Source organism: Streptoverticillium olivoreticuli subsp. olivoreticuli, from assembly GCF_003391135.1.
Classification (GTDB): Bacteria; Actinomycetota; Actinomycetes; order Streptomycetales; family Streptomycetaceae; genus Streptomyces; species Streptomyces blastmyceticus.
The window spans coordinates 6,889,065-6,904,472 of sequence record NZ_CP031455.1; the positions used below are offsets into that span (position 1 = coordinate 6,889,065).

Sequence of the window (15,408 nt, forward strand, 5' to 3'; positions counted from 1 at the left end):
AGTCCCGGCCGGGCTTCGGCAGAGGGGCGGAAGGGCGACCGCCGCGCCATCGGCCCTGTGGTCGCGGAACCGGGCCTGCCCGGCGGCGCGTTGACGAAGACGTACGCAGACGGTCGCGATCTGTGATGTTCCCTGCTTTTTCTGTCGGGGCCGGGGGTTCATCGGACAGAATGACCGGGCGATGACCCCGACGCCCGAGACTCCGGACCTCACCGGATACGCCACGTTCGCGCACCTCACCGCACCCAACTCCGCCCTCTACCGGCGGACGATGCGGACGTTCCTCGCCGCCAAGGAGCGGTTCGCGGTGCACCTGCGCCCCGAGGACGTGCATGCCGCCCTGCCCGCCGGTGAGCGCCCCGCCGAACTCGACACCGTGGCCAAGGCACTCGACAGCCTCGTCGAGTGGGGCAATCTGCGCGCCGATCCCGACACCGCGCGAGTCACCGCCGTGGAGGACTTCTACCGCAAGCGGTTCGTCTACCAGCTCACCCAGGCGGGTGAGGCGGCGGAGGAGGCGCTTTCCGCCTATGACGAGGCGCTCGGCCGGCGCGGGGCCCTGCAGGCCGTCGCACTGCACGACATCGTCACCCAGCTGCGGGCCCTGCTCGTCCTGGGAGCCGAGGAAGAACCCGACCCGGCCAAGACGTACCTCGCACTCGACGCGCTGACGAGCCGGTTCGCGGCCCTCGCCGACAACGCCCGTGCCTTCATGGGCTCCCTGCAGCGCACCATCGACCTGCACGACGTAGGCGAGGAGGTCTTCCTCGCCTACAAGGACCGGCTCATCCAGTATCTGGAGCGGTTCATCCAGGACTTGATCACTCTCGGCGGGCGCATCGCCCAGCTGATCCTGGAGTCGGAGGACCGGATCGAGCCGCTGCTGCGGACCGCCGCCGCCCGCGAGGCCGCCGACGCCTCCCCGGAGGACGCCGCGCACGCCGAGCGGGAGGCGTACGCGCGGTGGACGGGGCGCTGGGACGGGCTGGCGGCCTGGTTCGTCAGCCGGGACGGGCGCGAGTCGCAGGCGCGGCTGCTGCGCGGCCGGGCACTCGGGGCGATCCCCCAGCTCCTCGCCGTCGTACGGGCGCTCAACGAGCGCAGAGCCGGGCGCTCGGACCGCTCCGCCGACTTCCGCACCCTCGCCCGCTGGTTCGCCGAGGCGCCCGACGACGACGCCCGGCACCGCCTGTGGCGCACCGCCTTCGGTCTCCACCCCACCCGCCACCTCACCGTCGACGCCGAGACCCTCGCCGCCCGCACGGCCCGGCCGGTGCCCGCCGCCACCCCGTGGGCCGAGGCCGCCCCCCTGCGCATCAGCCCACAGCTGCGGCGCACCGGCAGCTACGAACGGCGCGGCAAGCCCCACAAGGTCGAGGACCGCTCCGGGGCGCGCCGCCACCTCGCCGGGATCGCCGCCAGACAGGCCGCGGAGACCGCCGCCGCCCGCGCACGGCTCACCACCGACGGGATCACCCGCCTCTCCGCGCTCGGCGAACTCGACCCGCTCGCTTTCGGCCTCTTCCTCCAACTCCTCGGCGACGCCCTCGCCACCTGGCGGCCCGGCATGACCCGCACCACCGCCACCAGCAACGACGGTTCGATGGAAATCCGGCTCACGGTGCTCGACGACGGCTCGACCGCCGAGATCACCACCCCCGGCGGTACGTTCCGGGGCCCCGACCACACCGTCGAGATCATCGACCTCACGGAGGGGGACAGCAGGCGATGAGCACCCCCCTCGCCGAGGTCCTGGACGGGCAGCACTCCGCCGACCTGCGCAAGGCCGCCCGAGCCCTGCTCAAGGAGCCTCTCCTGCTCGCGCACGGACCGCACGCCGACGACTTCCGGCTCGTCCGCCGCCACGCCTCCGAACTGCGCGAGTGGTTCGACCGCAACACGGGCTGGTCCCTCCAGGCCGACGCCGAGTCCGCCCGGCTGCGGAAGATCCCCGGCACCCTCACCGACCCGACGCACCCCGCGCGCGAGGCCAGCCGGGCCGGCGCCCCCTTCACCCGCCGCCGCTATGTCCTGCTGTGCCTCGCTCTCGCCGCCCTCGAGCGGGGCGAGTCGCAGATCGCGCTCGGCCGCCTCGCCGATCAGGTCGTCCTGGACGCCGCCGACCCCCATCTGACGGCTGCCGGGATCCACTTCACCCTGGACCGCCGCGACGAGCGCCTCGACCTCGCAGCCGTCGTACGGCTCCTGCTGAAGTTCGGCGTCCTGCGGCGGGTCGCCGGTGACGAGGAGGCATACGTCAACGGGGCGGGCGACGTCCTGTACGACGTCGAGCGGCGCGTGCTCGCCGGGCTGCTCGCCACCCGCCGGGGCCCCTCCACGGTCCGCGCCGCCGGCTTCGACGAGCGCCTGGCCGAACTGGTCGCCGAAACCGCCCTGGACAGCGACGACCTGAGGTTCCGCGCGATGCGCCGCTCACTGACCCGCCGGCTGCTCGACGACCCGGTGCTGTACTACGACGAGCTGACCGACGCGGAGCTCGCCTACCTCACCCGGCAGCGCGGCTTCCTCACCGCCCGCATCACCGAGCTGACCGGGCTCGTCGCGGAAGTACGGGCCGAGGGCATCGCCATGGTCGACCCCGACGACGACCTCACCGACGTCCGCATGCCCGAACAGGGCACCCACGGCCACATCACCCTGCTGCTCGCCGAACACCTCGCGGCAGCGGACGGACCTGTCACCACCGACGACCTCCAGCAGAAGGTCCGCGAGCTCGCCGCCGAACACGGCGGATTCTGGGCCAAGTCCGCCAGGGAACCGGGCGCGGAGGGCGAACTCGTCGAGCAGGCACTCGCCAAGCTCTCCGCCCTCCGGCTCATCGCCCGCCGCGACGACAAGATCGCGCCGCGCCCGGCCCTCGCCCGGTACGCCGTCGGCGAGACGGTCGTCCTCGAACCGGGTGTCCCGCGCACCACGCGCATGCCTCAGCAGCGAAAGGCACAGCAGAGTTGACCGCCCTACCCGTCCCCACGCGCTCCCGCTGGCAGCCCCTGCGCATCGGGCTCGTCGACCTCTTCCACTACGACGAGGAGGAGTTCCACTTCCGCGACGGACGCCTCCTGCTGCGCGGCAACAACGGCACCGGCAAGTCCAAGGTCCTCGCCCTGACGCTGCCCTTCCTGCTGGACGGCGACCTCTCCCCGCGCCGCGTCGAGCCCGACGGCGACCCGGGCAAGCGCATGGAGTGGAACCTCCTCCTCGGCGGCGAACACCCGCACTCCGAACGGCTCGGCTACACCTGGATCGAGTTCGGCAGGCGCGACGACACCAGCGGCGAGGAACAGTTCCGTACGCTCGCCTGCGGTCTCAAGGCCGTCACCGGGCGCGGTATCGCCCGCCACTGGTACGCCGTCACCGACCAGCGCGTCGGCCGGGAACTCAGCCTGCTCGACCCCACCCGTACCGCGCTGTCCCGCGACCGGCTCGCCGAGGCGGTCGCCGGCCGCGGCATGGTGTACGACCAGGCCAGGACGTACCGCAGGGCCGTCGACGAGGCACTGTTCGGACTCGGCGAGCAGCGGTACGCCGCCCTCGTCGACCTGCTCGTCCAACTGCGCCAGCCCCAGCTGTCCAAGCGCCCCAACGAGGCCGCCCTCTCCCGGGCCCTGACCGAGGCACTGCCGCCCGTGGACCAGGCGGTCGTCGCCGACGCGGCGGAGTCCTTCCGCTCCCTGGACGAGGAGAAGGAGGAACTGCGCGCCGCCGCCGAGGCCGAGCGCGCCGCCTCGGCCTTCCTGGACCACTACCGGCGCTACGCCCGCATCGCCACCCGCCGTCGCGCCCGGCTCCCGCGCAGCGAGCACTCCCGCTACGAACGCCTCCAGCGGGACCTCGCCGAGGAGCAGACGCACAAGGCCCGCGCGGAGGAGGACAGGGCGGCGGCCGAGGAGCGCGTCGCCGCCCTGGAGGAGACCGAGACGCGCCTGCGGGCCCAGGAAGCCGCCCTGCGCGAAGGCCCCGAGATGCGCAGCGCCCGCGAGCTGGAGCAGGCCGCCGGGGAGGCGGCCCGCACGGCGCAGGCACAAGAACGCGCGGAAGCCGACCGCGAGCAGGCCGCCCGGCTGCACACCCGGGCGCTGCAGCGGCTCGGCGCGGCCGAGAACAGACTCGGCGCGACGGAGCACCGTGCCGACGCCCTCCTCGTCCGCGTGCGGGAGGCCGCCGCGGCCGCCCGGGTCGCCCTGCCCGAGGAGCTGACCCGGGACACGGCCGAGGAGGCCACGGCCCGCAGGCAGCGCACCCTCGCCCATGTGGAGCGCCTCGCGGACGACGCCGGGAGAGCGGAGGGCGAGCGCCGCGCGGCCTCCCGGCGGCTCGACGAGGCGGAGTCCGATCTCGCGCTCGCGGCCGACGCGCAGAGTCGGCAGGAGGAGGCCGCGGCAGCGGCCGGCCAGGCGCTGCTGGACGCCGTACGCGAACACGTCGGCGCCTGCCGGGAGCTGACGTTCCCCGATCCGGCCGGCCTCCTCGACGAGACCCAGGAGTGGACGCGGCACCTCGACGGACCGTGCCCGGCGCGCGCCCACGCCGCACGCGCCCACAGCACCGCGTCGGCGGAACTGGCCGACCACACGGCCGGTCTGGCACACCGCAAGGCGGAGCTGGAGACACGCCGGCAAGAAGGGCAGCAGGAGCTGGCCGCGCTCGAAGCCGGCGGCCAGCGCGGCCCGAAGGCCCCCTACACCCGCACCCCGGGGCTCCGCGATCGCCTGCCCGGCGCCCCCTTGTGGCGGCTGGTCGACTTCCGGGACGGACTCGGCGACGCCGAACGCGCCGGGCTGGAAGCGGCACTTGAGGCATCCGGCCTGCTGGACGCCTGGGTGCGCCCCGACGGCGCGGCCCTGGACGCCGACGGGCACGACGTGCTGCTCGCCCCGCGGACCTGGCCGGTGCCCGGGCGGTCGCTGGCCGACGTGCTGCGCCCGGCAGTGGACCACGGTGACGCCCGGGCCGCGGCCGTCGGCGAGGAGACCGTCGCGCGGCTGCTGGCGACGATCGGGCTGGGCCAGGACGCGGACGCCAACGCGTGGGCGGCGCCCGACGGGCGTTTCCGCATCGGCGCGCTCACCGGCCGCTGGGCCAAGCCCTCCGCCGAATACGTCGGCGAGGGCGCGCGTGAAGAAGCACGGCGCTCCCGCATCGCCGCCTTGAACACCGAACTCCACGCGCTCCAGGAGGAACTGGCGGCCGTCGCGGCCCAGGCGGAGGCCGTCGCGGTCCGCCGCCGCGGGCTCGACGCCGAACTGGCCGCCGTGCCCGACGACGCGCCGCTCAGGCAGGCGTACGCCCGTGCGGCCGCGGCGGCGGACACCGTGCGCCGTGACCGCGACCGGCGCGACGGGCGGTCCGCCGACCTCACCGAGGCCGTCCGGGCCGCGGAACGGGCCGTGGCCGAACGCGACACGACCGCCGCCGACCTGGGCCTGCCCACCGACCGGGACGGGCTCGCCGCCGTGCGCCAGGCCCTCGCCGGCCTCGCCCTCGTCCTGGCCGACCTGTGGCCCGCCCTGCGGGAGCGCGCCGAGGCGGCCCGCCGGGTCGGCGAGGAGCGGGAGGAGGCAGAACAGGCGGGGCAGCGGACCGCCGAGCACACGCTGCGCGCCGAGGAGGCGGCCCGCGACGCCGCCGCCGCGGACGAGCGCCACCGCACCCTGCGCTCCACGGTCGGCGCGGCCGTCACCGAACTGGAACGGCGCCTGGCCGATACCGCGGCCGCCCTGCGCGAGTGCGGCGCCGAGCAGCGCAGGACCCGCGAGCGGCGCACGGAGGCGGACCGGCGGGCCAGCCGCGCCGAAGGCCGCATCGAGCAGTTGGAACGGAGCCTGGACGAGGCCGTCGAGGCCCGCTCCGAGGCGGTCGCGTCCCTCCAGCGGTTCGCCGCCACCGGTCTGATCGGGGTCGCCCTGCCCGACCTCGTCGTACCGTCGCCGCGAGAAGGCAGTTGGGCGGCCACCCCCGCCGTCGCCCTGGCCCGCTCCATCGAGACCGAGCTGTCCCGGACGGACGACTCCGACGGCGCCTGGGAGCGCGTACAGCGACGCCTCAGCGAGGAGTTCAAGACCCTGCAGGACGCACTGTCCCGGCACGGGCACACCGCGTCCGCCCGCATGGTCGAGGACGGCATGATCGTCGACATCGTCTACCAGGGCCGCGAACGCGCCGTACCCGAACTCGCCGAGGCACTCGCCGCAGAAGTCGGCGAGCTCACCCGCATCCTGACCGCCCACGAGCGGGAGATCCTCGAGAACCATCTGATCACCGAGGTGGCGGGCACGCTCCAGGAAATGATCGGCAGGGCCGAACGGCGGGTGCAGGCGATGAACACCGAACTGGAGGAGCGCCCCACCTCGACCGGCATGAAACTGCGCCTGGTGTGGCGGGCCTCCCGCAAGGCACCGGCCGGCCTCGCACAGGCGCGGGCCCGCCTGCTCCAGTCCGCCGACGCATGGACCCCGGAGGACCGTACGGCGGTCGGCGAGTTCCTGCAGGCACAGATCGCCCAGCAGGAGACCGGCGACGCCGTCGGCAGCTGGCTGGAACACCTCACCGCGGCACTCGACTACCGCTCCTGGCACGAATTCGGCATCGAGCGCCACCAGCAGGGCCGCTGGGTCCCGGCCACCGGACCCGCCTCGGGCGGCGAACGGGTCCTCGCCGTCTCCGTGCCCCTGTTCGCCGCCGCGTCCTCGCACTACGCGAGCGCGGGCAATCCGTACGCGCCGCGCCTGGTCACCCTCGACGAGGCCTTCGCCGGTGTCGACGACGACTCGCGCGCCAAGTGCCTCGGCCTGCTGCACGCCTTCGACCTGGACGTGGTGATGACCAGCGAACGGGAGTGGGCGTGCTACCCGCAGGTGCCCGGCATCGCCATCGCGCAGCTCTCGCGGGTCGACGACGTCTCGGCGGTCCTGGTCACCCGCTGGGAGTGGGACGGCAGCGCGCGCCTGCGCCGCGAGGACCCGGCGCCCGCACGGGAACAGGCCGAGGCCCCGGCGGAGCCACAGGAGCAGGAGACCCTGTGGACGTGAACGCCACGGCCTCCGGCGCGATCGACCTCGAACGCCTGCGCCGCCTGCTCGGCGCCCCCGACCTCGCCTGGCTGGTCGAGCGGATACGGCGGCGCCTCGAACGCGAGCAGCCCCTCACCGGGCCCGTGTCACTGGCCGCCCCCACCGAGGCCCAGCGGGCGGCGGCGGAACGCCTGCTGGGCCGCGCCCCGCGCGCCGGCCGGTCGCTGTCCGTACGGCTCGACGCCGTGGACGCCGTCCTGCGCCGCTCCGGCATCAGCCCGGACGGCCTCGCCGTGGCCGTCACCGCCCTGACAGGACCCGTCACCCCGATCCGCCGGGCCCGCGACGACGAATCCCGCGCCTGGGACGAGGCGTTCGAGCCACTCGACGCGCTCGGCCGCGACCTGCCCCACCTCGCGGGCTGGACCGCCCGGCTGCGCAGGGACGGTCTCGTGCGCCGCCTGGCCCGGACCCCCGACGCCGCCCGCCCCCTGCTGGCCGACACCGCGAGAGCGCTCCGCGGGCTCCCGGCCGAACCCGCCCTGTCCGTGCCCGCCTTCGCCGCCCGCGAGCTCGGCAGCGCGCACGCACTGGACGACGGAACGCCTCTGGCCACCGTCACCCTGTCCGGCATCCGGGCCCTCACCGGCTTCCCCGACGGCAGCGGCGCCGCATGGCGGCGCGACGTGTGGGCGTCGGCGGGACTGCTGCGCGACGACGTGTCCTCGACCGTCCTCGTCCTGAACGTGCGCGGCACCCCCGCCCTCGACTGGATGGCAGGGACGGGGGAGCCCGCAGTGCTGACGCTCCGTCAACTCGTGCGCCGACCGCCGGCAGCGGCGCCGACGACGGTACGGATCTGCGAGAACCCCGCCGTCCTGGCGGCCGCCGCCGATGCCCACGGCGCCGACTGCCCGCCTCTGGTCTGCCTCCAGGGCCAGCCGTCCGCCGCCGCCCTCACTCTCCTGCGCCACCTCCACGAGGGCGGTGCGACGCTGCTCTACCACGGCGACTTCGACTGGGGCGGACTCCGGATCGCGGGCGGGCTGCTGCGCAGCGTGCCCTGGCACCCCTGGCGGTACACAGCCGCCGACTACCGCGCCATGACCGCCACGGCCCCCTCGCTGCCGCCCCTGACGGGCGCACCGGCCGCTGCCCCCTGGGACCCGGACCTGGCCACGGCCCTGGCCGAGCTCTGCGTCCGCGTCGAGGAGGAGGTGGCCCTGGAGCTTCTCCTCGCGGACCTCGCGTGATCACACGCGGTGGGTCCGCTCATCGCCCCCGGTTCACGACCGGCGGCGAGGCTTGCCGCGCTTGGGGGCGCCGGAACCGCTGCGCGGATTCTTCCCGCCCTTGGCGCCGCCCCCGCCCTTGGCACCGCCGGAGCCGCTCCGCGGATTCCGGCCGGCCGACTTGCCCGCCGCGGGCTTGCGCTGCGCGCCGCCCGCCTCGGTGCGCCCCCGCTTGGGCTGCGCCGCGGCCGGGGGACGGCCCCGGGTGCTGTTGACGGTCCGGCCGCGCACGATCCCGATGAACTGCTCCACCAGGTCGGTGGTCTCGTCCTGCGGCCACGACAGCGCGACGCGCGACTCGGGGGCGTCCGTGAGCGGCCGGTACGTGAGGTCCTTGCGGTGGTGCAGGCGGGCGAGCGACTGCGGGACGACGAGCACTCCCACCCCCGCCGCCACCAGCTCGATGGCGTCCGCCGTCGTGGCGGGCCGCTCGATCGCGGGCCGCCCCGGCAGCCGCTCCCAGCCGAGGGTGTCGTCGAGGGGGTGCAGGACGATCTCGTCGGCCAGCTCCTCGGCGGAGACCTCCTCGACCGCCGCCACGACGTGGTCCTTGGGGACGACGACCACGGTCGTCTCGGTGTAGAGGGGGATCGCGCTGAGGTCGTCCCGGTCGACCGGCAGCCGTACGAAGCCCGCGTCGGCGCCGCGGCCGCGCAGCAGGTCACACGCCTCGGCGGCGGGCACCGCGACGAGAGTCAGCGGGATTTCGGGCAGCCGCTCGTTCCAGATCCGCACCCACTTCGTGGGCGTCACCCCCGGGACGTAGGCGAGCCGGAACGAAGGGGATACATCCGAGCCTGTCACTCCGCAAGGTTAGCCGCTCGTGGTCGGAGGTAGCGCACATGCTCGATACCCTTGACACCATGAAGTCGCACCAGACCACCCAGACGATGAAGCCCGCTACCGCGGCGAAGAAGCTGGGTGTGTACCTCGAGGCCACCCCCGCCGAGTTCCAGGAGGGCGTCGTCTCGCGCGCCGAACTGAACGCGCTGCAGGCCGACCCGCCCCAGTGGCTGCTGGAGCTGCGGCGCAACGGCCCGCACCCGCGTCCGGTGGTCGCGGCGAAGCTCGGCGTCTCCATCTCGGGTCTCGCCCGTGGCGGGGTCACCGAGGCGCTCACCACGGAGCAGATCGACGCCCTGAAGCAGGAAGGCCCCGAGTGGCTGCAGCGGGAGCGCGCCACCCAGGCGGAGGTCCGCAAGGAAGCCGTCCGCGTCAAGGAGAAGAAGGCGGAGCAGGCCGACCAGCCGCGTTCCTGACCTCTGGCGGGAGCCGCTCCGGTGCCCCCTTACCCTTGAGGAATGACCAGCAGCGGTGACCGGAGCCAGGCAGTGGACGTCAAGGGAACATACGAGGTGCGCACCTACGGGTGCCAGATGAACGTCCACGATTCCGAGCGGCTCTCCGGTCTGCTGGAGGACGCGGGCTACGTCCGCTCGCCCGAGGGCACCGACGAGGGCGACGCCGACGTCGTCGTCTTCAACACCTGCGCGGTGCGGGAGAACGCCGACAACAAGCTCTACGGCAACCTCGGCCGGCTGGCCCCCATGAAGACGAAGCGGCCCGGGATGCGGATCGCCGTCGGCGGCTGCCTCGCCCAGAAGGACCGCGACACGATCGTCAAGCGGGCGCCCTGGGTGGACGTCGTCTTCGGCACGCACAACATCGGCGCCCTGCCGGTGCTGCTGGAGCGCGCCCGCGTCCAGGAAGAGGCACAGGTCGAGATCGCCGAGTCCCTGGAGGCGTTCCCCTCGACGCTGCCGACGCGGCGCGAGAGCGCGTACGCGGCCTGGGTCTCCATCTCCGTCGGGTGCAACAACACCTGCACCTTCTGCATCGTCCCGGCGCTGCGCGGCAAGGAGAAGGACCGCCGCCCCGGCGACATCCTCGCCGAGGTCGAGGCGCTCGTCGCCGAGGGCGTCACCGAGATCACCCTCCTCGGGCAGAACGTCAACGCCTACGGCTCCGACATGGGCGACCGCGAGGCGTTCTCCAAGCTGCTGCGCGCGTGCGGCGCGATCGAGGGCCTGGAGCGCGTGCGCTTCACCTCCCCGCACCCCCGGGACTTCACCGACGACGTCATCGCCGCGATGGCCGAGACGCCCAACGTGATGCCGCAGCTGCACATGCCGCTCCAGTCCGGTTCGGACACCGTCCTCAAGGCGATGCGCCGCTCGTACCGCCAGGAGCGCTTCCTGGGGATCATCGACAAGGTCCGCGCCGCCATGCCGGACGCCGCCATCTCCACCGACATCATCGTGGGCTTCCCCGGCGAGACCGAGGAGGACTTCGAGCAGACCATGCACACCGTGCGCGAGGCCCGGTTCGCGAACGCCTTCACGTTCCAGTACTCCAAGCGGCCGGGCACCCCGGCCGCCGACATGGACGGGCAGATCCCCAAGGAGGTCGTGCAGGCGCGCTACGAGCGCCTGGTCGCCCTCCAGGAGGAGATCTCCTGGGACGAGAACAAGAAGCAGGTCGGCCGGACGCTGGAGGTCCTGGTGGCCGAGGGGGAAGGCCGCAAGGACGACGCGACCCGCCGCCTCTCCGGCCGTGCCCCCGACAACCGCCTGGTGCATTTCACCAAGCCGGACGAGCCGGTCCGGCCCGGCGACGTGGTGACCGTCGAGATCACCTATGCCGCCCCGCACCACCTGCTCGCCGAGGGCCCGGCGCTCGCCGTCCGCCGTACGCGCGCCGGTGACGCCTGGGAGAAGCGCAACGCCGCGCCCGCCGAGAAGCCGTCCGGCGTGATGCTGGGCATCCCGACGATCGGGGCCCCCGCCCCGACGCCGGCCCCGGCCGCCGCGGGCTGCGGCTGCGACTGACGGGCCACAGGGGGAGAACCGGGACGGCCCGCGGTACGACGAGGACACCGTGCCGGTCGCACCGCCCTGACCGTGCGGCTTCCCCTGACGCCGTACAGCGCTTGTTAGGGTGCCGACATGCTCGTCGCCGCCGCTGTCTGCCCCTGTCCGCCCCTGCTGGTGCCCGAGGTCGCCTCCGGGGCCGCGCCCGAGCTCGACGGCCTGCGGGCCGCGTGCCTCGACGCCGTTGCGGTGCTGGCCGCGGCGCGCCCGGACCGGCTCGTGGTCCTCGGCCCGGCCGACTCCGCCGGACAGGGGACGCACCCCCAGGGCGCGACCGGATCCTTCCGCGGTCTCGGCGTGGACGTCGACGTACGGCTCGGACACGGCGACCCCGCCGGAGACCGGGAACTGCCGCAGTCCCTGGCCGTGGCGGGCTGGCTGCTGGGGCGTACGGACTGGGCCGCCGCGCCCGTCGAGGGCCTGGGCGTCGGGGACACGCTGGAGGCCGGGCGCTGCCTGGACACCGGCCGGGGACTGGTCGCGGGGGACGACAGGGTCGCGCTGCTGGTCATGGGTGACGGCAGCGCCTGCCGGACCCTCAAGGCCCCCGGATACCTCGACGACCGGGCCGAAGGATTCGACGCCGAGGCCGCGCGGGCGCTGGGCGCCGCCGACACCGGCGCGCTGGCCGCGCTCGACGCGGAGCTGGCCCATGAGCTCAAAGCCGCGGGGCGGGCACCCTGGCAGGTCCTCGCCGGCGCGGGGGAGGGGGCCGGCCTGAAGGGCGAGCTGCTCCACGACGACGCCCCCTACGGTGTGGGGTACTTCGTCGCGACCTGGTCCTAGCGCGGGCGCCGCCCCGGAGAGGGGCCCAGGGCCGCGCTGACGGCGTACGACTGCCCCGCCGTGGTTCGGGTTGCCCCCGCACCTGTACGGACGGGAGAGCGGCTCACAGGGCCGCCCGCTCCGCGAGCGCGGAAACGACGACGGGCCGCGGAGCTCCTGCTCCGCGGCCCGTCGTCGACGAGATCTCAGGAGGCCGTGGAGCCCGGACCGTCGTCCTTGCCGTCCTTCTCGGCGAGGCGGTCGATGGCGTCCTTGGCCTTGCCGGTGCCCGTCTGGATCTGGCTGCTGTACTTGCCCTTGGTCTTCTCGTCGACGACCTTGGCGGCCTTCTCCAACCCCTGCTCGATCTTGTCCCCGTGCTGCTGCGCGAGGTCGCCGACCTTGTCCTTCACGGGACCGAGCTTGGCCTTGAGATTGTCCAACAGGCCCATGGCGCCTTCCCTCGTCTTTCCTGGTCGGAAGCTACTTACGGGCGCCCTCACCGGCCTCGCTGTCCGCCGCCTTCTCCGCGGACTGCTGCTTGGGAATCTCGACTCCCTCGGCCGGTGCGGCCTCCGCCTCGGCTTCGCCGGACTTCTCCGGCGCCGCCTCGGCGGTCTCGGTGGTCGCCGCCTCGTCGGCCGATTCCGTCGTCAGAGTGGCTGTCGCCGCCTCTTCGGTTGACGCCTCGGCCTTCTTGCGGCGAAACCTTGAAAACACGCCCATATCTACTCCATTACCTTACTGGTGTGAGCGAAGCCCCGCGTCGCCCGGAGCGTCCCATTGCGCCGCTTCCGGACACCGGCCCGTGAACCGGCTCTCGGAACCTCGCAACAGGCAACGAAACCGACAGCGTCGCGTCACGTCGCTCGTTCGAGGGGCGCGCCAAAGGTTTGCGAGACTGATGCGGTGAAAAACCCGGTGAAAAACGCACGTCCCGCCCCGCGGGTCATCGCCGTCGTCGGCCCCACGGCGGCCGGCAAGTCCGATCTCGGCGTCGCCCTCGCCCAGCACCTGGGCGGTGAGGTGGTCAACGCCGACTCCATGCAGCTCTACCGGGGCATGGACATCGGCACCGCCAAACTGACGCTCGACGAGCGTCAGGGCGTACCGCACCACCTGCTCGACATCTGGGACGTCACGGAGGCCGCCAGCGTCGCCGAGTACCAGCGGCTCGCCCGCGCCGAGATCGACAGACTGCTCGCGGAGGGCCGCACCCCCGTGCTCGTCGGAGGGTCAGGTCTCTACATCAAGGGCACGATCGACGCCCTCGACTTCCCCGGCACCGATCCGGCCGTACGCGCCCGCCTGGAGGCCGAACTGGCGGAAGCGGGCCCCGGCGCCCTGCACGAGCGGCTCGCCGCCGCCGACCCCGCCGCCGCCCGCGCGATCCTGCCCGGCAACGGCCGCCGCATCGTGCGCGCCCTGGAGGTCATCGAACTCACCGGCAAGCCGTTCACCGCCAACCTGCCCGGTGAAAAGCCCGTGTACGACGCGTTGCAGATCGGTGTCGACGTCGAGCGCCCGGAGCTGGACGAGCGGATCACCGTCCGGGTCGACCGCATGTGGGACGCCGGTCTCGTCGACGAGGTGCGCGCCCTGGAGCGCGAGGGCCTGCGCGAAGGGCGCACCGCCTCGCGGGCGCTCGGCTATCAGCAGGTGCTCGCCTTCCTCGCCGGGGAGTGCACCGAGGAGGAGGCGCGCACCGAGACCGTACGGGCCACGAAGCGGTTCGCGCGGCGGCAGGACTCGTGGTTCCGCCGGGACGGCCGCGTCCACTGGCTGAGCGGCGCCGCCGACCGGAGGGCGGAACTTCCCGGGCAGGCCCTGATGTTGCTCGAACGGGCGGTCACAGCCTGATCACGTGATGGCATCGGGACGCTATGCAAGCCCTTCCGGCCTGCGTGGGCGTGCCATCATCAAGCGGTCGATCGAGCGGTGAAGTCCGAGTGGGGAGGGCGCGTGGCGATGGAGGCCGGCCCTCGTGACAGACCACAGCAGCCGCCGCAGGGTGAGCCGGAAGCTCTCACTCCGGACGGCCCCGAGGAGACCGACGGCTCGGTGACCGGTGTCACCGTCCCGGTGCCCGCCTCGTTCCGGGAGCTGCGCCCCCAGCGCAGGCTGCGCGCCTGGCAGCTCGCTCCCATCGTCGCGCTGGCCGCCACCGGCTCGCTGATGTTCGCCTTCCCGCTCGCCTTCGAGTTCGGGGACGGCGGGCCGGTCGTGGCCATGCTCGGACTGCTCATCAGCTGCTGCGCCGCGGGCTGGGCCGTGATGGCGGCCCGCCGCGTCGGCTACACCTGGCCCGGACTGCCGCCCCGAGGCTCGGGCAACCGCCCGGACTGGCGGTACGTGGCCGCTTACGTGGCCGTCGTCGCGGTGGTCGTCTTCCTTGCCGTCTGGCGGGTGGCACGCCTGCGCTGAGCGCGGGCGCCCGGCCTCGCCGGGATCCCTGTCGGCGGTGCCCCGTACCATCGAGGCGTGAGCACCGCGCAGATCGCCTTCCTCAAGGGTCACGGCACCGAGAACGACTTCGTGATCATCCCCGACCACGACGGCCTGATCGAGCTGTCACCGGCCGCCGTCGCCCGGCTGTGCGACCGCCGCGCGGGCCTCGGGGCCGACGGCGTCCTGAGGGTCGTGCGGTCCGCCGCCCACCCTGAGGCGCGTGCCATGGCCGACGAGGCCGAGTGGTTCATGGACTACCGCAACGGCGACGGCACCATCGCCGAGATGTGCGGCAACGGCGTCCGCGTCTTCGCCCGCTACCTCCAGCGCGCGGGCCTCACCGGGTCCGGTGACCTCGCGGTCGCGACCCGCGCGGGCGTCCGCCGGGTGCACATCGCCAAGGAGAGCGCGGGCGGCGACGTCACCGTCTCGATGGGCAAGGCGCTGCTGCCCGACGGGGACGTCACCGTCACGGTCGGGGACCGCGGCTGGCCCGCTCGCAACGTCAACATGGGCAATCCGCACGCCGTCCTCTTCGTCGACGACCTCGCCGACGCGGGGAATCTGTACACCGCGCCCCTGGTCACGCCCGCCACCGCGTACCCGGACGGTACCAACGTCGAGTTCGTCGTCGACCGCGGCCCGCGCCACGTCGCCATGCGGGTGCACGAGCGCGGTTCCGGCGAGACCCGCTCCTGCGGCACGGGAGCCTGCGCGGTGATGGTCGCGACGGCCCGCCGGGACGGCGCGGACCCGGCGCTCACCGGCGTCCCCGTCAGCTACACCGTGGACGTGCCCGGCGGCCGTCTGGTGATCGGCGAGTCCCCGGACGGGTCGGTCGAGATGACCGGTCCCGCGGTGATCGTCGCGGAGGGCACGTTCGACGCCTCCTGGCTGGGCACGGCGCTCGGCTGACCGCCCCGCACTACCGCGACTCCGCGCAACCGCCGAACTCCTGGCTGCGTGGCTCGCTCGAATGGGTGATCCGTTTCACTCTGGGCG

13 protein-coding genes are annotated in these 15,408 nt (G+C 73.9%); 10 read left to right on the forward strand and 3 right to left on the reverse strand.

The window, feature by feature from the left end; genetic code table 11:
* Window positions 1-181 precede the first annotated feature (181 nt).
* From DXZ73_RS30635 to DXZ73_RS30650, 4 genes are read left to right on the forward strand one after another with little or no spacing between them, the layout of a single operon-like run.
* Window positions 182-1,732, forward strand: coding sequence for a TIGR02677 family protein (locus tag DXZ73_RS30635; RefSeq protein ID WP_116214230.1), 1,551 nt, complete (start codon window positions 182-184; stop codon window positions 1,730-1,732).
* Window positions 1,729-2,973: a TIGR02678 family protein gene (locus DXZ73_RS30640; protein WP_116214231.1), complete on the forward strand. Its 1,245-nt coding sequence runs from the start codon at window positions 1,729-1,731 to the stop codon at window positions 2,971-2,973. Before DXZ73_RS30635 ends, DXZ73_RS30640 begins: the two co-directional genes overlap by 4 nt.
* The gene (locus tag DXZ73_RS30645) at window positions 2,970-7,049 is read left to right on the forward strand and encodes a TIGR02680 family protein (protein WP_116214232.1); all 4,080 of its coding nucleotides are present in this window, start codon (window positions 2,970-2,972) and stop codon (window positions 7,047-7,049) included. Before DXZ73_RS30640 ends, DXZ73_RS30645 begins: the two co-directional genes overlap by 4 nt.
* Window positions 7,046-8,284, forward strand: a complete 1,239-nt coding sequence (locus DXZ73_RS30650; RefSeq protein ID WP_240351552.1) for a TIGR02679 family protein — start codon at window positions 7,046-7,048, stop codon at window positions 8,282-8,284. Before DXZ73_RS30645 ends, DXZ73_RS30650 begins: the two co-directional genes overlap by 4 nt.
* Window positions 8,285-8,317: 33 nt before the next feature.
* Here DXZ73_RS30650 and DXZ73_RS30655 read toward each other — a convergent pair whose 3' ends face one another.
* Window positions 8,318-9,127: a LysR substrate-binding domain-containing protein gene (locus DXZ73_RS30655; RefSeq protein WP_116214233.1), complete on the reverse strand. Its 810-nt coding sequence runs from the start codon at window positions 9,125-9,127 to the stop codon at window positions 8,318-8,320.
* 59 nt (window positions 9,128-9,186) lie between these two features.
* Between DXZ73_RS30655 and DXZ73_RS30660 the strand changes: the two genes are divergently transcribed.
* The 3 genes from DXZ73_RS30660 (at window position 9,187) to DXZ73_RS30670 (ending at window position 11,979) form a co-directional block, all read left to right on the forward strand.
* Window positions 9,187-9,582: a DUF5997 family protein gene (locus tag DXZ73_RS30660; protein WP_116215968.1), complete on the forward strand. Its 396-nt coding sequence runs from the start codon at window positions 9,187-9,189 to the stop codon at window positions 9,580-9,582.
* Between the two features lie 42 nt (window positions 9,583-9,624).
* Entirely contained in the window at window positions 9,625-11,151 is a 1,527-nt protein-coding gene (gene miaB, locus DXZ73_RS30665) for a tRNA (N6-isopentenyl adenosine(37)-C2)-methylthiotransferase MiaB (protein ID WP_205519263.1), read from the forward strand.
* A gap of 117 nt (window positions 11,152-11,268) precedes the next feature.
* A complete protein-coding gene (locus DXZ73_RS30670; protein WP_116214235.1) occupies window positions 11,269-11,979 on the forward strand; it encodes a class III extradiol dioxygenase subunit B-like domain-containing protein in 711 nt (236 codons plus the stop codon).
* A 185-nt stretch (window positions 11,980-12,164) separates the two neighbouring features.
* Here DXZ73_RS30670 and DXZ73_RS30675 read toward each other — a convergent pair whose 3' ends face one another.
* Window positions 12,165-12,410 (reverse strand): antitoxin, encoded by a 246-nt coding sequence (locus DXZ73_RS30675; protein WP_116214236.1) that lies wholly within the window; start codon window positions 12,408-12,410, stop codon window positions 12,165-12,167.
* 31 nt (window positions 12,411-12,441) lie between these two features.
* Window positions 12,442-12,684, reverse strand: coding sequence for a hypothetical protein (locus DXZ73_RS30680; RefSeq protein ID WP_116214237.1), 243 nt, complete (start codon window positions 12,682-12,684; stop codon window positions 12,442-12,444).
* A 195-nt stretch (window positions 12,685-12,879) separates the two neighbouring features.
* On the opposite strand from DXZ73_RS30680, the gene miaA reads away from it, so the two are divergent.
* The 3 genes from miaA (at window position 12,880) to dapF (ending at window position 15,321) form a co-directional block, all read left to right on the forward strand.
* Window positions 12,880-13,818 carry a tRNA (adenosine(37)-N6)-dimethylallyltransferase MiaA gene (gene miaA, locus DXZ73_RS30685; RefSeq protein ID WP_116214238.1) on the forward strand — a complete coding sequence of 313 codons (939 nt, stop codon included), beginning with the start codon at window positions 12,880-12,882 and terminating at the stop codon, window positions 13,816-13,818.
* A 108-nt stretch (window positions 13,819-13,926) separates the two neighbouring features.
* On the forward strand, window positions 13,927-14,382 hold the full coding sequence (locus DXZ73_RS30690) for a hypothetical protein (protein ID WP_116214239.1): 456 nt from the start codon (window positions 13,927-13,929) through the stop codon (window positions 14,380-14,382).
* Between the two features lie 57 nt (window positions 14,383-14,439).
* On the forward strand, window positions 14,440-15,321 hold the full coding sequence (gene dapF, locus DXZ73_RS30695) for a diaminopimelate epimerase (RefSeq protein WP_116214240.1): 882 nt from the start codon (window positions 14,440-14,442) through the stop codon (window positions 15,319-15,321).
* Window positions 15,322-15,408 lie beyond the last annotated feature (87 nt).